This window comes from Rhizobium sp. 32-5/1 (genome assembly GCF_029537235.1).
Classification (GTDB): Bacteria; Pseudomonadota; Alphaproteobacteria; order Rhizobiales; family Rhizobiaceae; genus Pararhizobium.
The window spans coordinates 3,130,933-3,147,239 of record NZ_CP120638.1 but is presented as its reverse complement, the minus strand read 5'-3'; the positions used below and the strand labels follow the sequence as shown (position 1 = coordinate 3,147,239).

Sequence of the window (16,307 nt, the reverse complement as noted above, 5' to 3'; positions counted from 1 at the left end):
GCTGTCGTCAGGCAGCTTGCGCCATATGCACATATTCCCAGATATGGCCGTCGAGGTCCTGGAAGCTGCAGCTGTACATGAAGCCGAGATCCAGGTTGGGCTTCCAGGGCTTGGCGCCGCCGGCAAGCGCCTTGGCCAGAATATCATCCACTTCGGCGCGGCTATCGGCGGTAAGGCATGTCAGCACTTCCGTTGCCTTGTGCGCATCGCTGATCTCGCCGTTGATGAAATCCTTGAATTTTGGATGGGTGAGTAGCATGACGAAGATGCTCTCCGAGATCACCATGCAAGCGGCCGTGTCGTCGGAATAATCCGGATTGAAACTGTAGCCAAGGCCGCCGAAAAACGCCCTCGACTTTTCCAGGTCCTTTACCGGCAGGTTCACGAAAATCATCTTCATGTGCAGTCTCCTCCATTATTTCTGCAGGGGTAAAATGGGATGTGTCAGGATAAAGCCCTGAGATCGCTGCGCAATCTCTCAGGACCCTCCTGCCCTGGAAGCAGCGCATCGACATCGGCATGCGTGCTTTTCCAGACGGGAACCGCCTCCGCCAGCACGGCGTGACCGCGCGGCGTCAGCCTCAGGCGCTTCGAGCGGCGGTCCTTCGGGTCTGCCACCAGCTCCACCAGTCCGCGCCGCTCGAGCGGCTTCAGCGCCGCGGTCAGCGTCGTGCGATCCATGGCCAGCAGTGAGGCCACCGGTGCCATGCCCGGAGGCTCCGGACGATTGAGCGACATCAGCAGAGAAAACTGGCCGTTGGTCAGATCGAAAGGCCGCAGCGCATCATCGAAACGGCGGGCCAAGGCGCGCGCGGCGCGCTGTACATGCAGGCACAGGCAGGTATCGCGAACAAGAAGCGTCGTCTCGAAAGGAATCACAATGGGTTTTGACATCTCGGAATAATGTTGATATCAACATAATTAGTCAACGGGAACGAAACGCGATTTCTTGAGGAGGAATGAACGATGATGAACAATCCGGTTGTAACACGCGAGGAATGGCTGGAGGCCCGCCGGGCACTGCTGGCGACAGAAAAAGAGGAAACCCGCCTGCGCGACAAGATCCGGGCCGAGCGTCTGGCCTTGCCCTGGGTGAAGATCGACAAGACTTACACCTTCGACACGCCGGCCGGCGTCAAGACGCTGGATGCCCTGTTTGACGGCCGCAGCCAGCTGATGATCTATCATTTCATGTTCGGTCCTGACTGGGATGCCGGCTGCACCGGCTGCTCATTCCTCGCCGATCACATTGACGGCACGCTTCCCCATCTCAACAATCATGATGTGACCTTCGTCGCGGTTGCTCGCGCACCTCTTGACAAGATCACGGCCTATAAAAACCGCATGGGCTGGAAATTCCCTGGGTCTCGTCCTTCGGCAGTGACTTCAACCGTGACTTCCACGTCTCCTTTACCAAGGAGGAACTGGACAGTGGCAAGGTCTTCTACAATTTCTCGGAGATCTCCTCCGACAAGGCCCATGATGAACTGCCGGGCATGAGCGCCTTCTACAGGGGCGAGGACGGCAGCATCTACCATACCTATTCCGACTATGCCCGCGGCGGCGAGGAAGTCCTGGCGACGATGATGATCCTTGACCGGGCGCCGAAAGGCCGCAACGAAAGCTCGACGATGAGCTTCCTCAAGCGACATGACGAATACGAGCAGGCACCCAAGGCGCATTCCTGCTGCGCCTGACTGCCGAAGTCTTGAACGGGAGGATGACATGAAAATCGAACGCACAGCGGAACACCGCTGGCTGGAACAATTGAAAGGCCGTTGGAGTGTCATCTTCGATTTCGATAAACACTCGGTCTGGACGGAGGATGCACGCTCCCTGGACGGTCTCTGGCTCATCGCCGAAATGTCAGGCCCCATGTCGGACGGCAGTACGGCGACGATGATCATGACGCTCGGATACGACCCGGACAGGAAATGCTTCGTCGGATCGACGATCGGCACGATGATGAAAAATCTCTGGGTCTATGAAGGCGCGCTCGACGAGACCGGCAAGGTGCTGACGCTTGATTGCGACGGACCGGATATGGACGGCTCGGGCCGCATCGCACGCTATCAGGATATCATCGAGATCGTGGACACCGACACCCGCCTCTTCTCGTCGCGCATGCAGGCAGCCGATGGCAGTTGGAAGCCTGTCATGGCATCGCAGTACAAACGTATGGCGGCAGCCTCAAAGACAGCCGCACCTGACAAAGACAAAGAAGGAGGAAGAGCATGAGCAACCCACTTGGTACGTTCGTCTGGCACGAACTGATGACCACGGACACTGCGGCCGCCACGGAATTCTACACGAGCGTCGTCGGCTGGCGGGCCGCCGACAGCGGCATGGTCGGCTTCGACTACACGCTTTTCTACACTGGCGAACAGCGCGCTGCCGGCCTGATGGCCATGCCGGAAGACGCGCCGCCCGGAATGCCGCCCTGCTGGGTCGGCTATATCGGCGTCGACGATATCGACAAGACGGCGGCAGACCTCGCCGCGAAGGGCGCCACCATCATCGAGCAGCCGCGCGATATCCCGGGTGTCGGGCGGTTTGCGGTCATCGCCGATCCACATGGCGCAGTCTTTTCCCTGTTCTCGACCGATGATGGCGACATGGGTCCCCAGCTTCCTCCGGGCAGCAATGGCCAGGTCGGCTGGAACGAACTGATGGCCGGCGACCTCGACAGCGCCTGGGCCTTCTATTCCTCCGCCTTCGGCTGGACCAAGGACATGGCCGTGGACATGGGCGAGATGGGCGTCTACCAGACCTTCGGCGCCAATGGCGGTCCCGGCTTCGGCGGCATGATGACGAAGCCCAAGGATGTGCCAGCCCCGCCCCACTGGGGCTATTATTTCAATGTCGATGCCATCGACGCGGCTGTCGAGCGCGTCAAGGCTGGCGGCGGACAGATCCTGATGGGCCCGATGGAGGTTCCCGGCGGCTCCTGGATCATCAATTGCATCGACCCGCAGGGCGCGCACTTCAATCTCGTTTCTATGAAACGGTAGAGCATACGCAAGAGAGCGTCCACGCGGCCATTGCGGCGTGGACGCGATCCACACGAATGCTTGAGAACAGATATCCTGAAGCACCGCACTGCTGATTTTGGGTGCATTCGGAGCCAATGCCAATAATTGCAGCAAAGCCTCTGTCGACACAGCGCGGTTTTGGGTGATTCAGCCTTGCAATCTCCCTTCGCATTGCACAAAGTCATTCCCAATGACGGCAGAGACCTGTCATCAAGGGGATAAAAAGCCGTATGTCGATCAAAGCCAGCATCTATCACCTGACGCACTATACCTACGACAAGCCGGTCCGGCTCGGCCCCCAGATCATCCGCCTGAAGCCTGCCGCGCATTCCAAGACCAAGGTCATCAGCCACTCGCTGAAGGTCACGCCGGCCAATCACTTCGTGACGCTGCAGCAGGATCCCTACGGCAACTACCTCTCCCGCTACGTCTTTCCCGACCCCGTGACCGAGCTGAAGATCGAGGTTGATCTCGTCGCCGACATGACGGTTTACAACCCGTTCGACTTCTTCATCGAGGAAGAGGCCGAAACCTTTCCCTTCACCTATCCGGAAGACATCCGCGACGACCTGAAGATTTATATGCAGCCGGAGCCGATGAGCCCGGCGCTGGAGGCCTATATCAAGGGCATCGACCTGACGCCGATGCGCACCATCGATTTCATCGTCGGGCTGAACGCCAAGCTGCAGCAGAAGGTCAATTACGTCATCCGCATGGAGCCCGGTGTCCAGACGCCGGAGGAAACCCTCTCGCTGGCGCTTGGCTCCTGCCGCGATTCGAGCTGGCTGCTCGTCGAAATCCTGCGCAATCTCGGGCTCGCTGCCCGCTTCGTCTCCGGCTACCTGATCCAGCTCGCACCTGACCTGAAGGCGCTCGATGGCCCCTCCGGCACCGAGGTCGACTTCACCGACCTGCATGCCTGGTGCGAAGTCTATATTCCAGGCGCCGGCTGGGTGGGCCTCGACCCGACATCCGGCCTGCTCACCGGCGAAAGCCACATCCCGCTGGCTGCCACCCCGCATTATCGCAATGCCGCGCCAATTTCCGGCGGTCTCTATGGCGACGCCAACACGACCTTCGACTTCGCGATGAAGGTCAGCCGTGTCGCCGAACATCCGCGCATCACCAAGCCGTTTTCCGAGGAAAGCTGGGAGGCGCTGAATGCGCTCGGCGAACGCGTCGATCATGTGCTGAACGGCGCCGACGTGCGGCTCACGATGGGCGGCGAGCCGACCTTCGTCTCGATCGACGATTTCGAATCGGAAGAATGGAACACCGCGGCCGTTGGCCCGACAAAACGCGAAAAGGCCGACGAACTGATCCGCCGCCTGCGCGAGCGCTTCGCCCCCGGTGGCTTCCTGCACTATGGCCAGGGCAAGTGGTATCCCGGCGAAAGCCTGCCGCGCTGGACGTTTTCGCTCTACTGGCGCAAGGACGGCAAGCCGATCTGGCACAATCCGGACCTGATTGCCGCCGAAGGCCAGGATACCAAGGTCACCGACAAGGACGCCTCAGCACTGATCAACGGCATCGCCGCCGAACTGGAGATCGAACCAGAAATGATCATTCCGGCCTTCGAGGATCCCGCCGAATGGATCATCAAGGAAGGCAGCCTGCCGGAAAACGTCGACCCGTCCAATTCCAAGCTGGAAAGCCCGGAGGAGCGCGCCCGCATCGCCAAGGTGTTCGAGCGCGGTCTGACGACGCCGACAGGCTATATCCTGCCCGTTCAGGCGTGGAATTCGAAGGCCTCGGGACAGAAGTGGATTTCCGAAAAATGGCGCACCCGTCGCGGCAAGATTTTCCTCATCCCCGGCGATAGCCCAATCGGGTTCCGCATGCCGCTCGGCACCCTGCCCTATGTGCCGCCGTCACAATATCCCTATATCCACGAGGCAGATCCTTCCATACCCCGCGATGATCTGCCCGATTACGGCGCACCGGCGCGCGCCCTTGCCGAGGCTTCCCGCAAGGCAGCGGCAGCGGAGCGCCAGAAGCGCATCGAACAGGTTCTTGCGGCAGCCAATGCCGATATTCGCGGCGCGGTCCGCACCGCGCTCAGCGTCGAGCCGCGCGACGGCCGGCTTTGCATCTTCATGCCGCCGGTCGAGCGTATCGAGGATTATCTCGAGCTGATCGCCGCGGCTGAAAAGGTCGCGTCCGATCTTGGCCTGCCGATCCACATCGAAGGCTATTCGCCGCCACAGGACGAGCGCATCAACGTCATGCGCGTCGCTCCCGATCCGGGGGTCATCGAAGTCAACATCCATCCAGCTTCCAACTGGGCCGATTGCGTCGCCATCACCACCGCCGTCTATGAAGAGGCCCGCCTGACAAGGTTGGGTGCCGACAAGTTCATGATCGACGGTCGCCACACCGGAACCGGTGGCGGCAACCATGTGGTCGTCGGCGGTAACAGCCCGAACAACAGCCCGTTCCTGCGCCGGCCGGACCTTTTGAAAAGCCTGATCCTGCACTGGCAGCGCCATCCGTCGCTCTCCTACCTGTTCTCCGGCATGTTCATCGGCCCAACCAGCCAGGCGCCGCGCATCGACGAGGCCCGCCACGACACGCTCTACGAACTTGAAATCGCGATGGCTCAGGTGCCGACGCCCGGCATGGGCCAGCAACCCCTGCCCTGGATGGTCGACCGCCTGTTCCGCAATTTGCTGACGGATGCTTCCGGCAATACCCACCGCTCGGAAATCTGCATCGACAAGCTGTTTTCGCCTGATGGACCGACGGGACGGCTGGGGCTTGTGGAGTTCCGCGGCTTTGAAATGCCGCCGAACGCGCGCATGAGCCTTGCACAGCAAGTGCTGGTGCGGGCGCTGATTGCACGCTTCTGGCAGAACCCGGCGGAAGGCAAGCTGGTGCGCTGGGGCACGGCCCTTCACGACCGGTTCATGCTGTCGCATTATGTCTGGCAGGATTTCCTCGACGTGCTCGACGACCTGCGGGCCAACGGTTTCGATCTCAGGCCCGAGTGGTTCGAGGCACAATTGGAGTTCCGCTTCCCCTTCTGCGGCGAGGTCGAGTATATGGGCTCGAAACTGGAACTGCGCCAGGCGCTTGAGCCCTGGCATGTCATGGGCGAAGAAGGCGCGCCGGGCGGCACCGTGCGCTATGTCGATAGCTCCGTGGAGCGCCTGCAGGTCAAGCTCGAAACCGCCAATCCGGAGCGCTACACCGTCGCCTGCAACGGCCGCGCCGTGCCGTTGTCCGGAACCGGAATGAGCGGCGTCGCCGTTGCCGGCGTCCGCTACAAGGCCTGGCAGCCGTCGTCGGGATTGCACCCCCAACTGCCGGTTAATACACCGCTTACATTCGACATTTATGATACATGGTCGAAGCGTTCGATCGGCGGCTGCATCTATCATGTTGCCCACCCGGGCGGACGCAGCTACGACACGTTTCCGGTCAACGGCAATGAAGCCGAGGCGCGCAGGCTGGCCCGCTTCGAGCCGTGGGGTCACACGGCAGGCAGCTACGCCCTGCAACCGGAACATCCGTCATTCGATTTTCCGCTGACGCTCGATCTGAGGCGTCCGCCAGGGGTATAAATGTCCAAGAAGCAAACGGCCGAGGCGCAGCAGACAAGAGACCGGATCGCGGGTGATTCGGTCTTCGGCTATGCGGCGCTTCCCGGTATCGCCGACGAAATGCTCGACACACAGGGCAATGTCCGACCTGTCTGGCAACATCTGCTGACAACCATCGGCAAGATGGACGAGACCGAACTCGCCAACCGTTTTGCCCGCGCCGATCGCTACCTGCGCGATGCCGGCGTGTTCTACCGGGCCTATGGCGCCAAGGACAGTTCAGAGCGCAGCTGGCCGCTGTCACATATTCCGGTGCTGATCGCCGACGCCGAATGGCAGGCCGTGTCGCGCGGGCTGGTGCAACGCGTCGAACTATTGGAGCGCATCGCCGCCGATATCTATGGGTCGAACCGGCTTGTGGCCGAAGGCTTCCTGCCGCCTTCGCTGGTCGCATCCAATCCCGAATTCCTGCGGCCGATGGTCGGCGTCCAGCCGGCGGACGGCCACTTCCTGCACTTCTGCTCGTTCGAAATCGGCCGCGGACCTGATGGCAACTGGTGGGTTCTGTCGGATCGCACCGAAGCGCCCTCGGGTGCAGGTTTTGCTTTGGAAAATCGCGTCGCAACAACCCGCGCCTTTTCCGACGTCTATGCCGAAACCCATGTGCATCGGCTCGCCGGCTTCTTCAGCGCCTTTCGCGACGAATTGCAGTCGCGCAAGAAACATCCCGACGATCGCATCGCCGTTCTGACGCCGGGTGTCGCCAACGAAACCTATTTCGAGCACGCCTATATCGCCCGCTATCTCGGCTTCATGCTGCTGGAGGGCGAAGACCTGACAGTGGTCGATGGCCGCGTCATGGTGCGCACTGTCGCCGGCCTCAAATCCATCGGCGTACTGTGGCGCCGTCTCGACGCTTCCTTCGCCGACCCGCTGGAGCTGAACCAGAGCTCGCATATCGGCACGCCCGGCATCGTCGAGGCGTTGCGCTCCGGGTCCCTATCGATCGTCAATTCGCTCGGTTCGGGCATCCTGGAAACCCGCGCCTTCCTCGCCTTCATGCCGACCATCTGTCGCCACCTGCTCGGCGAGGACCTGCTTTTGCCGAGCATCGCTACCTGGTGGTGCGGCCAGCAGCCGGAACGCGAGCAGGTCGCCCACAACATCGAGAAGATGGTCATCGGTCCGGCCTATTCGACGCGCCCCTTCTTCGACGACAACGGCCAGTCCGTGCTCGGCTCATCCCTGCGCGATACCGCCAAGGCCTCGATCGCCGATTGGCTCAGCACCGATGGCGCCAAACTCGTCGGCCAGGAAGTCGTGACTCTTTCGACGACGCCGGCGTGGGTGAACGGCAAGCTGACGCCGCGGCCGATGAGTCTCCGCGTCTACGCCGCCCGCACGCTCAATGGCTGGAAGATCATGCCCGGCGGTTTTGCCCGCATCGGCAGTGGTGCGGATGCAGCCGCTATCGCCATGCAGGCGGGTGGTTCAGCCGCCGATGTCTGGATCGTCAGCGAGAAGCCGGTCGAGCGCACCACGCTTCTGCCCGCCGAGGAAAGCTTTACTCGCAACATGCCCGGCAGCCTGCCAAGCCGGGCGGCTGACAATCTCTTCTGGCTCGGGCGCTATATCGAGCGGGCCGAAGGCGCCCTGCGCATCCTGCGCGCCTGGCATGGACGTTTTGCCGAATCCGCCGATCCGGGCATCCCGCTTTTGAAGGATGTGACGGAGTATCTCGAAGCGCTCGACATCGACACGAAAGAGCCGGTTCCGGCGAGCCTGCTCGCCAACATCAACAGCGCGCTGTTTTCGGCCAGCAATATTCGCGACCGCTTCTCCGCCGATGGCTGGCTTGCCCTCAACGACCTTGCGAAGACCGCCAGGAAATTCCAGGCGACCGTCCAGGCCGGCGACGACGCGACCCATGCGATGACGATCCTTTTGCGCAAGCTCGCGGGCTTTGCCGGTCTTGTGCACGAAAACATGTATCGCTTCACCGGCTGGCGCTTTCTGTCGATCGGTCGTTATCTGGAGCGCGGCCTGCACATGACGCGCCTGCTCGGCCATATGTCCGGGGCCGATGCGCCTGATGGCGCCTATGATATGCTGCTCGAAATCGGCGACAGCGTCATGACGCATCGCCGCCGCTACAACGTCAACACCGCCTCGCTGACTGTTACCGATCTTCTGGCGCTTGACCCGCTCAACCCCCGCTCGATCCTCTATCAGCTGAACGAGATCAAGACCGAGGTCGAACAACTGCCCAACGCCTTCTCGAATGGACAGATGTCACCCTTCTACCGCGAGGCGATGCGCCTGCATGCCGGACTTGCCGTGATGACGCCGGAGGCCATGACTGTTGAAGTCTATCAGCAACTGGAACAGGATCTTTATCGGTTATCGGATATCCTCGCGCAAACCTATCTCGGCTGATCGGGTCCCATGCTGTACGACATCAACCTCAAGATCACCTATGCCTACGAAGCCCCGGTTTCGGGCGGCCGGCATATCGTGCGCGTGCTGCCAATTTCGCTGCATGACCGGCAACGGCTCGTGGCCGGCACGGTCACCTGCCACCCGGCACCGGAAGAACGCCGCGAAAATACCGATTTCTTCGCCAATCCATCGACGATGATCCTGTTTCGCAAGGCCCATGAGAAACTCGTCATCCGCATGCAGGCGCGGGTGCAGGTGGAAGCGCAGGCTCTGACGGCAGATTTTTCACCGGGGCTGGCAGGCCTTCCAGTTGAAATTGCCAATTGTTGGACACTGGACGCCAATTCACCCCACCATTTCATCGGGCCGAGCCCCCGTCTGCCGGATGATCCGGGTATCGCAGCCTATGCCCGGGACGTGGCCGAGGACGGCATGACCATCCGCCAGATCGCGCTCGCGATCTGCGAAAGGATCCACAAGGACTTCGTCTATGATCCGAAGGCGACGACGGTGGACACGACGCCGCGGGAGGCCTTCAAGATCAAACGGGGCGTCTGCCAGGATTTCACCCATGTGATGATCGTCGCACTGCGCAGCCTCGGCATCCCCGCCGGTTATGTCAGCGGTTTCCTGCGGACCATCCCTCCGGCGGGCAAAGAGCGACTGGAGGGCGCAGATGCCATGCACGCCTGGGTTCGCCTGTGGTGCGGAACCACGTCCGGGTGGATGGAACTGGATCCGACGAATAATATTCCGGCAGGCTCCGACCATATTGTTGTCGGCCATGGACGTGACTACAGCGACGTCGCGCCGGTTATTGGTGTGCTGAAAAGCTACGGAAGCCACAAGACCGAACAGGCCGTGGACGTTATTCCGGTCAAGTGACCCGGAATGGGAACACGAAGTGTTCCTTTTTCTGACAACCTTCAATGCGCGAAACCGCTGCAATGGCGGCATTTCTTGCTATTGAATCAAATTTTAGCGCGGAGATCCATCGAGCCCTAAGACTTAGGCACTAGAGTAGCCTTATCAAACGCACAGGCGATCTCAGGGTAATTAAAATGGACAGAGCGAGGAGCATTTTTCGCAAGGCTACGACCATTCTATCGGATCGGGCCGGCAACTTCGGCATCATGACGGCGATCGCCTTGCCGGTTCTTCTCGCTTCGGGCGGCGTGGCAATCGATATGGCCAATATGGTCATGATGAAGAACAAGATTCAGGATGCCACCGATGCTGCAGCGCTTGCCGCCGCCTCGGCCCTCGCGGGTCAGGGCGTGAGCCATGCCGACGCCAAGCTGCTTGCTCTGAAGTTTCTGAAGGTCCAGCTTTCCAACACCCAAAGCCTCGACGAAACAGGGAAATCAAACGCCGGCGCCGGGGATGATGGCGACATCGCCACCGTCGCGCAAGTCGATATCACAGAAGCCGCGACGCTCGGCAACGGCAAGACCTTCAAGGTCGCTATTGCCTACGACCATACAGTGGCGCTTAACCCGATGACACGGCTGCTCGGCAAGGAGAGCGCCACCGTCAGCGCCGTTTCAAAGGCGGAAAGCTCGACGGAGGCGAAGAATGCGCTCTCGATGTTCCTCGTACTCGATCGTTCCGGCTCGATGGGCGAGAAGACCAGCACGATCGACAGCGACAATCCCACTTACACTTACGATTGCAGTTACTACAGTGGCTGGAAATGGGTGTCGAAAACCTGCACTGCCGACAACTACCTGACAAAAATCGCGGCGCTGAAGCTGGCGACGGCGGATCTCCTGACCCAGTTGAAGACGGCAGACCCGACCGGACAGCTGGTGCGAATGGGTGCCGTATCCTACAATGACGCCATGCAGCCCCAGACGAATCTGGCCTGGGGGCAGACGGCAGCGCTCGCCTATGTCAACGCGCTCAGCGCCACAGGCGGCACGGATTCGAGCCAGGCCTTCAAACTTGCCTATAACAAAATTGTATCCAGCACCGAGGAAACGGCCCATAAAAACCAGAACGGCCAGGTTCCGACCAAATACATCGTCTTTATGACGGACGGCGAGAACAACTATTACAACAACAAATCCAACAACACCGCGTCGGACACCGAAACAAAGAAATACTGCGACAAGGCGCGCACGGAAAACATCGAAGTGTACAGCGTCGCCTTCATGGCGCCGTCCAGAGGTCAGGCACTGCTGAAATATTGCGCCACTTCGGGCAAGCATTATTTTCCGGCGGAAAACGCCAGCGAATTGACGAGCGCTTTCAAATATATCGGCGAAAAGGCTTCCGAACTCACCTCACGCCTGACCCAATAAACGGTAGCAGAAAATAAAAATCACCCGTCAGGAGCGATCCTGGCGGGTGATTTGCGTTTGTAAATTGCCGGGGCGCCTGCTTTTGCGGATATAAAGGCATCGCTAAAAAACAAGTCCTTCAATTTTCATCTTATTGAAAACACTTATTGCAAGCGCTTCGTATCGGTGCATAAATTGGCCACGCCCCGTTGGTGTTCGGCCTCCGGTCTCCCAAATCTCTTCAAGAGGGTAAGTCCGTTTCCATGACACGTCCGTCCAACTCCGACCACCTCAGCGCAGCCCCCGCGCCTCCACCCCCGAAGTCCTTGCACAGGAAATCCTCGAGCGCCTGACCTACCGTATCGGCAAGGATCCGAAGGTGGCAAAGCCGCATGACTGGATGACCGCCAGCATCCTCGTGGTCCGCGACCGGATCACCGACAACTGGATGGAATCCACCCGCAAGACGTACCGGACGAACGCTAAGCGCGTCTATTATCTCTCGCTGGAGTTCCTGATAGGCAGGTTGATGCGCGATGCCGTGACGAACATCGGCCTGATGGACGAGCTGCGCCAGGCGCTATCGTCGCTCGGCGTCGATATCGACGTCATCGCCCTGCTGGAGCCGGACGCAGCTCTTGGCAATGGTGGCCTTGGCCGTCTCGCTGCCTGTTTCATGGAATCGATGGCGAGCGTCGATATTCCGGCTTACGGCTATGGCATTCGCTACGTCCACGGCCTCTTCCGCCAGCAGATGGCGGATGGCTGGCAGGTTGAACTGCCGGAAACCTGGCTTGCCCACGGCAACCCCTGGGAGTTCGAGCGTCGTGAAAGCTCCTATGAAATCGGCTTCGGCGGCTCGGTCGAAACCGTGAACGTTGACGAGGAACTGACACGCTACGTCTGGAAGCCCGCCGAGCGCGTCATCGCCACGGCCTGCGACACCCCGGTCGTCGGCTGGCGCGCCAAGCGCGTCAACACGCTTCGCCTCTGGTCAGCCCACCCGATCGATCCCATTCTGCTCGATGCCTTCAACGCCGGGGACCACATCGGCGCGCTGAAGGAAAGCAACAAGGCGGAAAGCCTTGCCCGCGTACTCTATCCTGCGGATGCGACGCCGTCTGGCCAGGAACTTCGCCTGCGGCAGGAATTCTTCTTCTCGTCGGCCTCGCTGCAGGACATTCTGCGCCGCCACCTGCAGCAGTACCCGGACTTCACCTCCCTGCCGGACAAGGTCTCGATCCAGCTCAACGACACCCATCCCGCGGTTTCGATCGCCGAACTGATCCGCCTGTTGATGGACGTCCACGGCATGGATTTCGAGCAGGCCTGGGAAATTTCCCGCAAGACCTTCTCCTATACCAATCACACGCTTTTGCCGGAAGCGCTGGAAACATGGCCGGTGCCACTCTTCGAGCGCCTTTTGCCGCGCCACATGCAGATCGTCTACGCGATCAATGCCAAGATCCTGCTGGAGGCCCGCAAGCAGAAAATCCACACCGACCAGGAAGTGCGCAACATTTCACTGATCGACGAAAGCGGCGACCGCCGCGTGCGCATGGGTAATCTCGCTTTTGTCGGCTCGCACTCGATCAACGGCGTTTCCGCCCTACATACCGAGCTCATGAAGGAAACCGTATTCGCCGACCTGCATAAATTGTACCCGGCCCGCATCAACAACAAGACCAACGGCATCACCCTCGCCGGTGGCTGATGCAGTGCAATCCGGACCTGTTCAACCTGATCCGCGAGACGATCGGCGATGATTTCATGGACAATGCGGAAGCGCTGCAGGCGCTGGACGCCTATGCCGACAAGCCAGATTTCCAGCAGGCGTTCGCCGCGATCAAACGCTCCAACAAGGTCAAGCTGGCGCAACTCGTTCAGGGCCGCATGGGCATCAAGCTCGACCCCTCGGCGATCTTCGACATCCAGATCAAGCGTATCCACGAATACAAGCGTCAACTGCTGAACATCATCGAGGCTGTCGCGCTCTACGACCAGATGCGGTCGCATCCGGAAATGGACTGGGTGCCGCGCGTCAAGCTCTTCGCCGGCAAGGCGGCGCCGAGTTATCACAACGCCAAGCTGATCATCAAGCTCGCAAACGACGTCGCCAAGGTCATCAACAATGACCCGGCCGTGCGCGGCCTGCTCAAGGTCGTCTTCGTACCCAACTATAACGTCTCGCTCGCCGAAATCATCGTCCCATCGGCCGACCTTTCCGAACAGATTTCGACCGCCGGCATGGAAGCGTCGGGCACCGGCAACATGAAATTCGCTTTGAACGGCGCTTTGACCATCGGCACACTCGACGGCGCCAATGTCGAGATGCGCGACTGGGTCGGCGAGGAAAACATCAAGATCTTCGGCATGACTGCCGACGAAGTCGCCAAGGTCCGCGCCGAGGGTCACAATCCCCGCGCCATCATCGAGGAATCGCGGGAACTGTCGCAGGCTCTGCTGGCGATCTCGTCGGGCGTGTTTTCGCCGGATGACCGCAACCGCTTCACCAGCCTCGTCGACGGCATTTATTCGCACGATTGGTTCATGGTGGCTGCAGACTTCGACGCCTATGCCAAGGCCCAGCGCGAAATCGACGTGCTCTGGACCCAACCTGCGTCCTGGTATTCGAAGACGATCCGTAACACCGCGCGCATGGGATGGTTCTCGTCCGACCGCACAATCCGGCAATATGCCGGGGAAATCTGGAGAGCCGGATGACATCAGCACCAATAGATGGCTCCACATCAAATATGGCGGGCTCGCTGGCTCCAGAAGCAATCGCAGCGATCCTGTCCGGCACGCATACGGATCCATTTTCGGTGCTTGGCGTCCATGCGGTCGGCAAGGAATATATTGCCCGCTGTTTCATACCCGGCGCTTGGGAGGTAACGGCGGAAACCCTGTCCGGCAAGGACATCGGCACGCTGACGCGGCGTGACGATGCCGGCTTTTTTGAAGGCACCGTTGCCCTCAAGAAACCCCAACCGCTGCGCTACCGCGCCCGCAATGACGGCGGCGAATGGGTCGTCACCGACCCCTACAGCTTCGGACCGGTTCTCGGTCCGATGGATGACTATTATATCCGCGAAGGCTCGCATCTGCGGCTGTTCGACAAGCTCGGCGCCCATCCGCTGAAACACGATGGTGCCGACGGATTTCACTTTGCCGTTTGGGCCCCGAATGCCCGGCGCGTGTCGGTCGTCGGCGAGTTCAACGAATGGGACGGCCGCCGTCACGTCATGCGATTGCGCTCCGACACCGGCATCTGGGAAATCTTCCTGCCAGGCGTGCAGGAAGGCATGGTCTACAAATACGAGATCGTCGGCAAGAACGGCGAATTGCTGCCGCTGAAGGCCGATCCCTTCGCCCGCCGCTCGGAACTGCGGCCGAAGAACGCCTCGATGACCACGGGCGAAATCGCCCAGGTCTGGCAGGATGAGGCGCACCGCGCCCATTGGGCGAGCGTCGATGCCCGCCGCCAGCCGATTTCGATCTACGAGGTTCATGCCGCGTCCTGGCAGAAGCGCGACAATGGCGACATGCTGAGCTGGGACGAGATGGCAGAACGGCTGATCCCCTACTGCGTCGACATGGGTTTCACCCATATCGAGTTCTTACCCGTCACCGAATATCCGTTCGATCCGTCCTGGGGCTACCAGACTACCGGTCTCTATGCGCCGACGGCGCGCTTCGGCGAACCCGAGGGCTTTGCCCGCTTCGTCAACGGCGCCCACAAGGTCGGTCTCGGCGTCATCCTCGATTGGGTGCCTGCGCATTTCCCGACGGACGCCCACGGGCTCGGCTGGTTCGACGGCACGGCGCTTTACGAGCACGAGGACCCGCGCCAGGGTTTCCATCCCGACTGGAACACCGCGATCTACAATTTCGGCCGCGCCGAAGTGTTTTCCTACCTCGTCAACAATGCGCTGTACTGGGCGGAGAAATTCCATCTCGACGGCCTGCGCGTCGATGCGGTGGCGTCGATGCTCTATCTCGATTATTCGCGCAAGCACGGCGAATGGGTGCCGAACGAGTATGGCGGCAACGAAAACCTCGATGCCGTGCGCTTCCTGCAGACCATGAACAAGGAGGTCTATGGCAGCCACCCCGGCATCCTGACGATCGCCGAGGAATCCACGTCCTGGCCGAAAGTGTCGGCACCGGTCCACGCTGGCGGCCTAGGCTTCGGCTTCAAGTGGAACATGGGCTTCATGCACGACACGCTGCAATATTTCTCGCGCGAGCCGATCCATCGCAAGCACCACCACAACGACATGACCTTCGGGCTGATCTATGCCTTCAGCGAGAATTTCGTTCTGCCGCTGTCCCATGACGAAGTGGTGCACGGCAAGGGCTCGCTGATTGCCAAGATGGCCGGCGACGACTGGCAGAAATTCGCCAATCTTCGCGCCTACTACGGCTTCATGTGGGGCTATCCCGGCAAGAAGCTTTTGTTCATGGGCCAGGAATTCGCCCAGTGGCGCGAATGGGCGGAGGACCGCCCGCTCGACTGGAACCTGCTCGAATATCCTCTTCACGAAGGCATGCGCCGGCTGGTGCGCGATCTCAACGGCACCTATCGCAACAAGGCATCGCTGCATGCCCGTGACTGCGAGGGCGAAGGCTTCGAATGGCTGATCGCCGACGACAGCGAAAATTCGGTCTTTGCATTTCTGCGCAAAGCGCCGGGCGAGAAACTCGTCGCCGTGATCAGCAATTTCACGCCGGTCTATCGCGAAAATTATTCCATACCGCTGCCGTTGGAGGGGCGGTGGAAGGAAATCCTCAACAGCGACGCCGAGATTTATGGCGGCAGCGGTAAGGGCAATGGAGGGGCCGTTCAGGCAGTCAGGAACAGTTCGGGAGGGATATCCGCATCGATCACATTGCCGCCTTTGGCGACATTGATGCTGGAGCACGACTAGCACGGCGACGTGCAAAAGCAATTTGGGTGAAGCGGGCGTCGGATCGACACCCTTTTCGCTTCGGAACCATTCTATCGGGAG

Annotated in this window: 9 protein-coding genes and 2 pseudogenes; 9 read left to right on the top strand and 2 right to left on the bottom strand. The window is 60.4% G+C overall.

Annotated elements, in window-relative coordinates:
- Positions 1-7: 7 nt before the first annotated feature.
- Both P6U16_RS15760 and P6U16_RS15755 read right to left on the bottom strand, forming a co-directional pair.
- Positions 8-400 carry a VOC family protein gene (locus P6U16_RS15760; protein ID WP_277701333.1) on the bottom strand — a complete coding sequence of 131 codons (393 nt, stop codon included), beginning with the start codon at positions 398-400 and terminating at the stop codon, positions 8-10.
- A gap of 44 nt (positions 401-444) precedes the next feature.
- Complete coding sequence (locus P6U16_RS15755; protein ID WP_277701332.1) at positions 445-894, bottom strand: MarR family transcriptional regulator; 450 nt, start codon at positions 892-894, stop codon at positions 445-447.
- Between the two features lie 75 nt (positions 895-969).
- Here P6U16_RS15755 and P6U16_RS15750 point away from each other — a divergent pair.
- From P6U16_RS15750 to glgB, 9 genes and pseudogenes are all read left to right on the top strand, one after another.
- Positions 970-1,697: pseudogene (locus P6U16_RS15750) on the top strand (thioredoxin family protein).
- Positions 1,698-1,725: 28 nt separating this feature from the next.
- Complete coding sequence (locus P6U16_RS15745) at positions 1,726-2,238, top strand: DUF1579 domain-containing protein (protein ID WP_277701331.1); 513 nt, start codon at positions 1,726-1,728, stop codon at positions 2,236-2,238.
- Positions 2,235-3,011 carry a VOC family protein gene (locus P6U16_RS15740; RefSeq protein WP_277701330.1) on the top strand — a complete coding sequence of 259 codons (777 nt, stop codon included), beginning with the start codon at positions 2,235-2,237 and terminating at the stop codon, positions 3,009-3,011. The genes P6U16_RS15745 and P6U16_RS15740 overlap by 4 nt, the downstream gene beginning before the upstream one ends.
- A 251-nt stretch (positions 3,012-3,262) precedes the next feature.
- A complete protein-coding gene (locus P6U16_RS15735) occupies positions 3,263-6,595 on the top strand; it encodes a transglutaminase family protein (RefSeq protein ID WP_277701329.1) in 3,333 nt (1,110 codons plus the stop codon).
- Positions 6,596-9,010, top strand: coding sequence for a circularly permuted type 2 ATP-grasp protein (locus P6U16_RS15730; protein ID WP_277701328.1), 2,415 nt, complete (start codon positions 6,596-6,598; stop codon positions 9,008-9,010).
- Positions 9,011-9,019: 9 nt separating this feature from the next.
- A complete protein-coding gene (locus P6U16_RS15725; RefSeq protein ID WP_277701327.1) occupies positions 9,020-9,898 on the top strand; it encodes a transglutaminase family protein in 879 nt (292 codons plus the stop codon).
- Positions 9,899-10,074: 176 nt separating this feature from the next.
- Positions 10,075-11,316: a pilus assembly protein gene (locus P6U16_RS15720; protein WP_277701326.1), complete on the top strand. Its 1,242-nt coding sequence runs from the start codon at positions 10,075-10,077 to the stop codon at positions 11,314-11,316.
- Between the two features lie 358 nt (positions 11,317-11,674).
- A pseudogene (gene glgP / locus P6U16_RS15715) lies at positions 11,675-14,019 on the top strand (glycogen/starch/alpha-glucan family phosphorylase).
- 32 nt (positions 14,020-14,051) lie between these two features.
- On the top strand, positions 14,052-16,226 hold the full coding sequence (gene glgB / locus P6U16_RS15710; RefSeq protein ID WP_277703868.1) for a 1,4-alpha-glucan branching protein GlgB: 2,175 nt from the start codon (positions 14,052-14,054) through the stop codon (positions 16,224-16,226).
- The last annotated feature ends 81 nt before the right edge of the window (positions 16,227-16,307 follow it).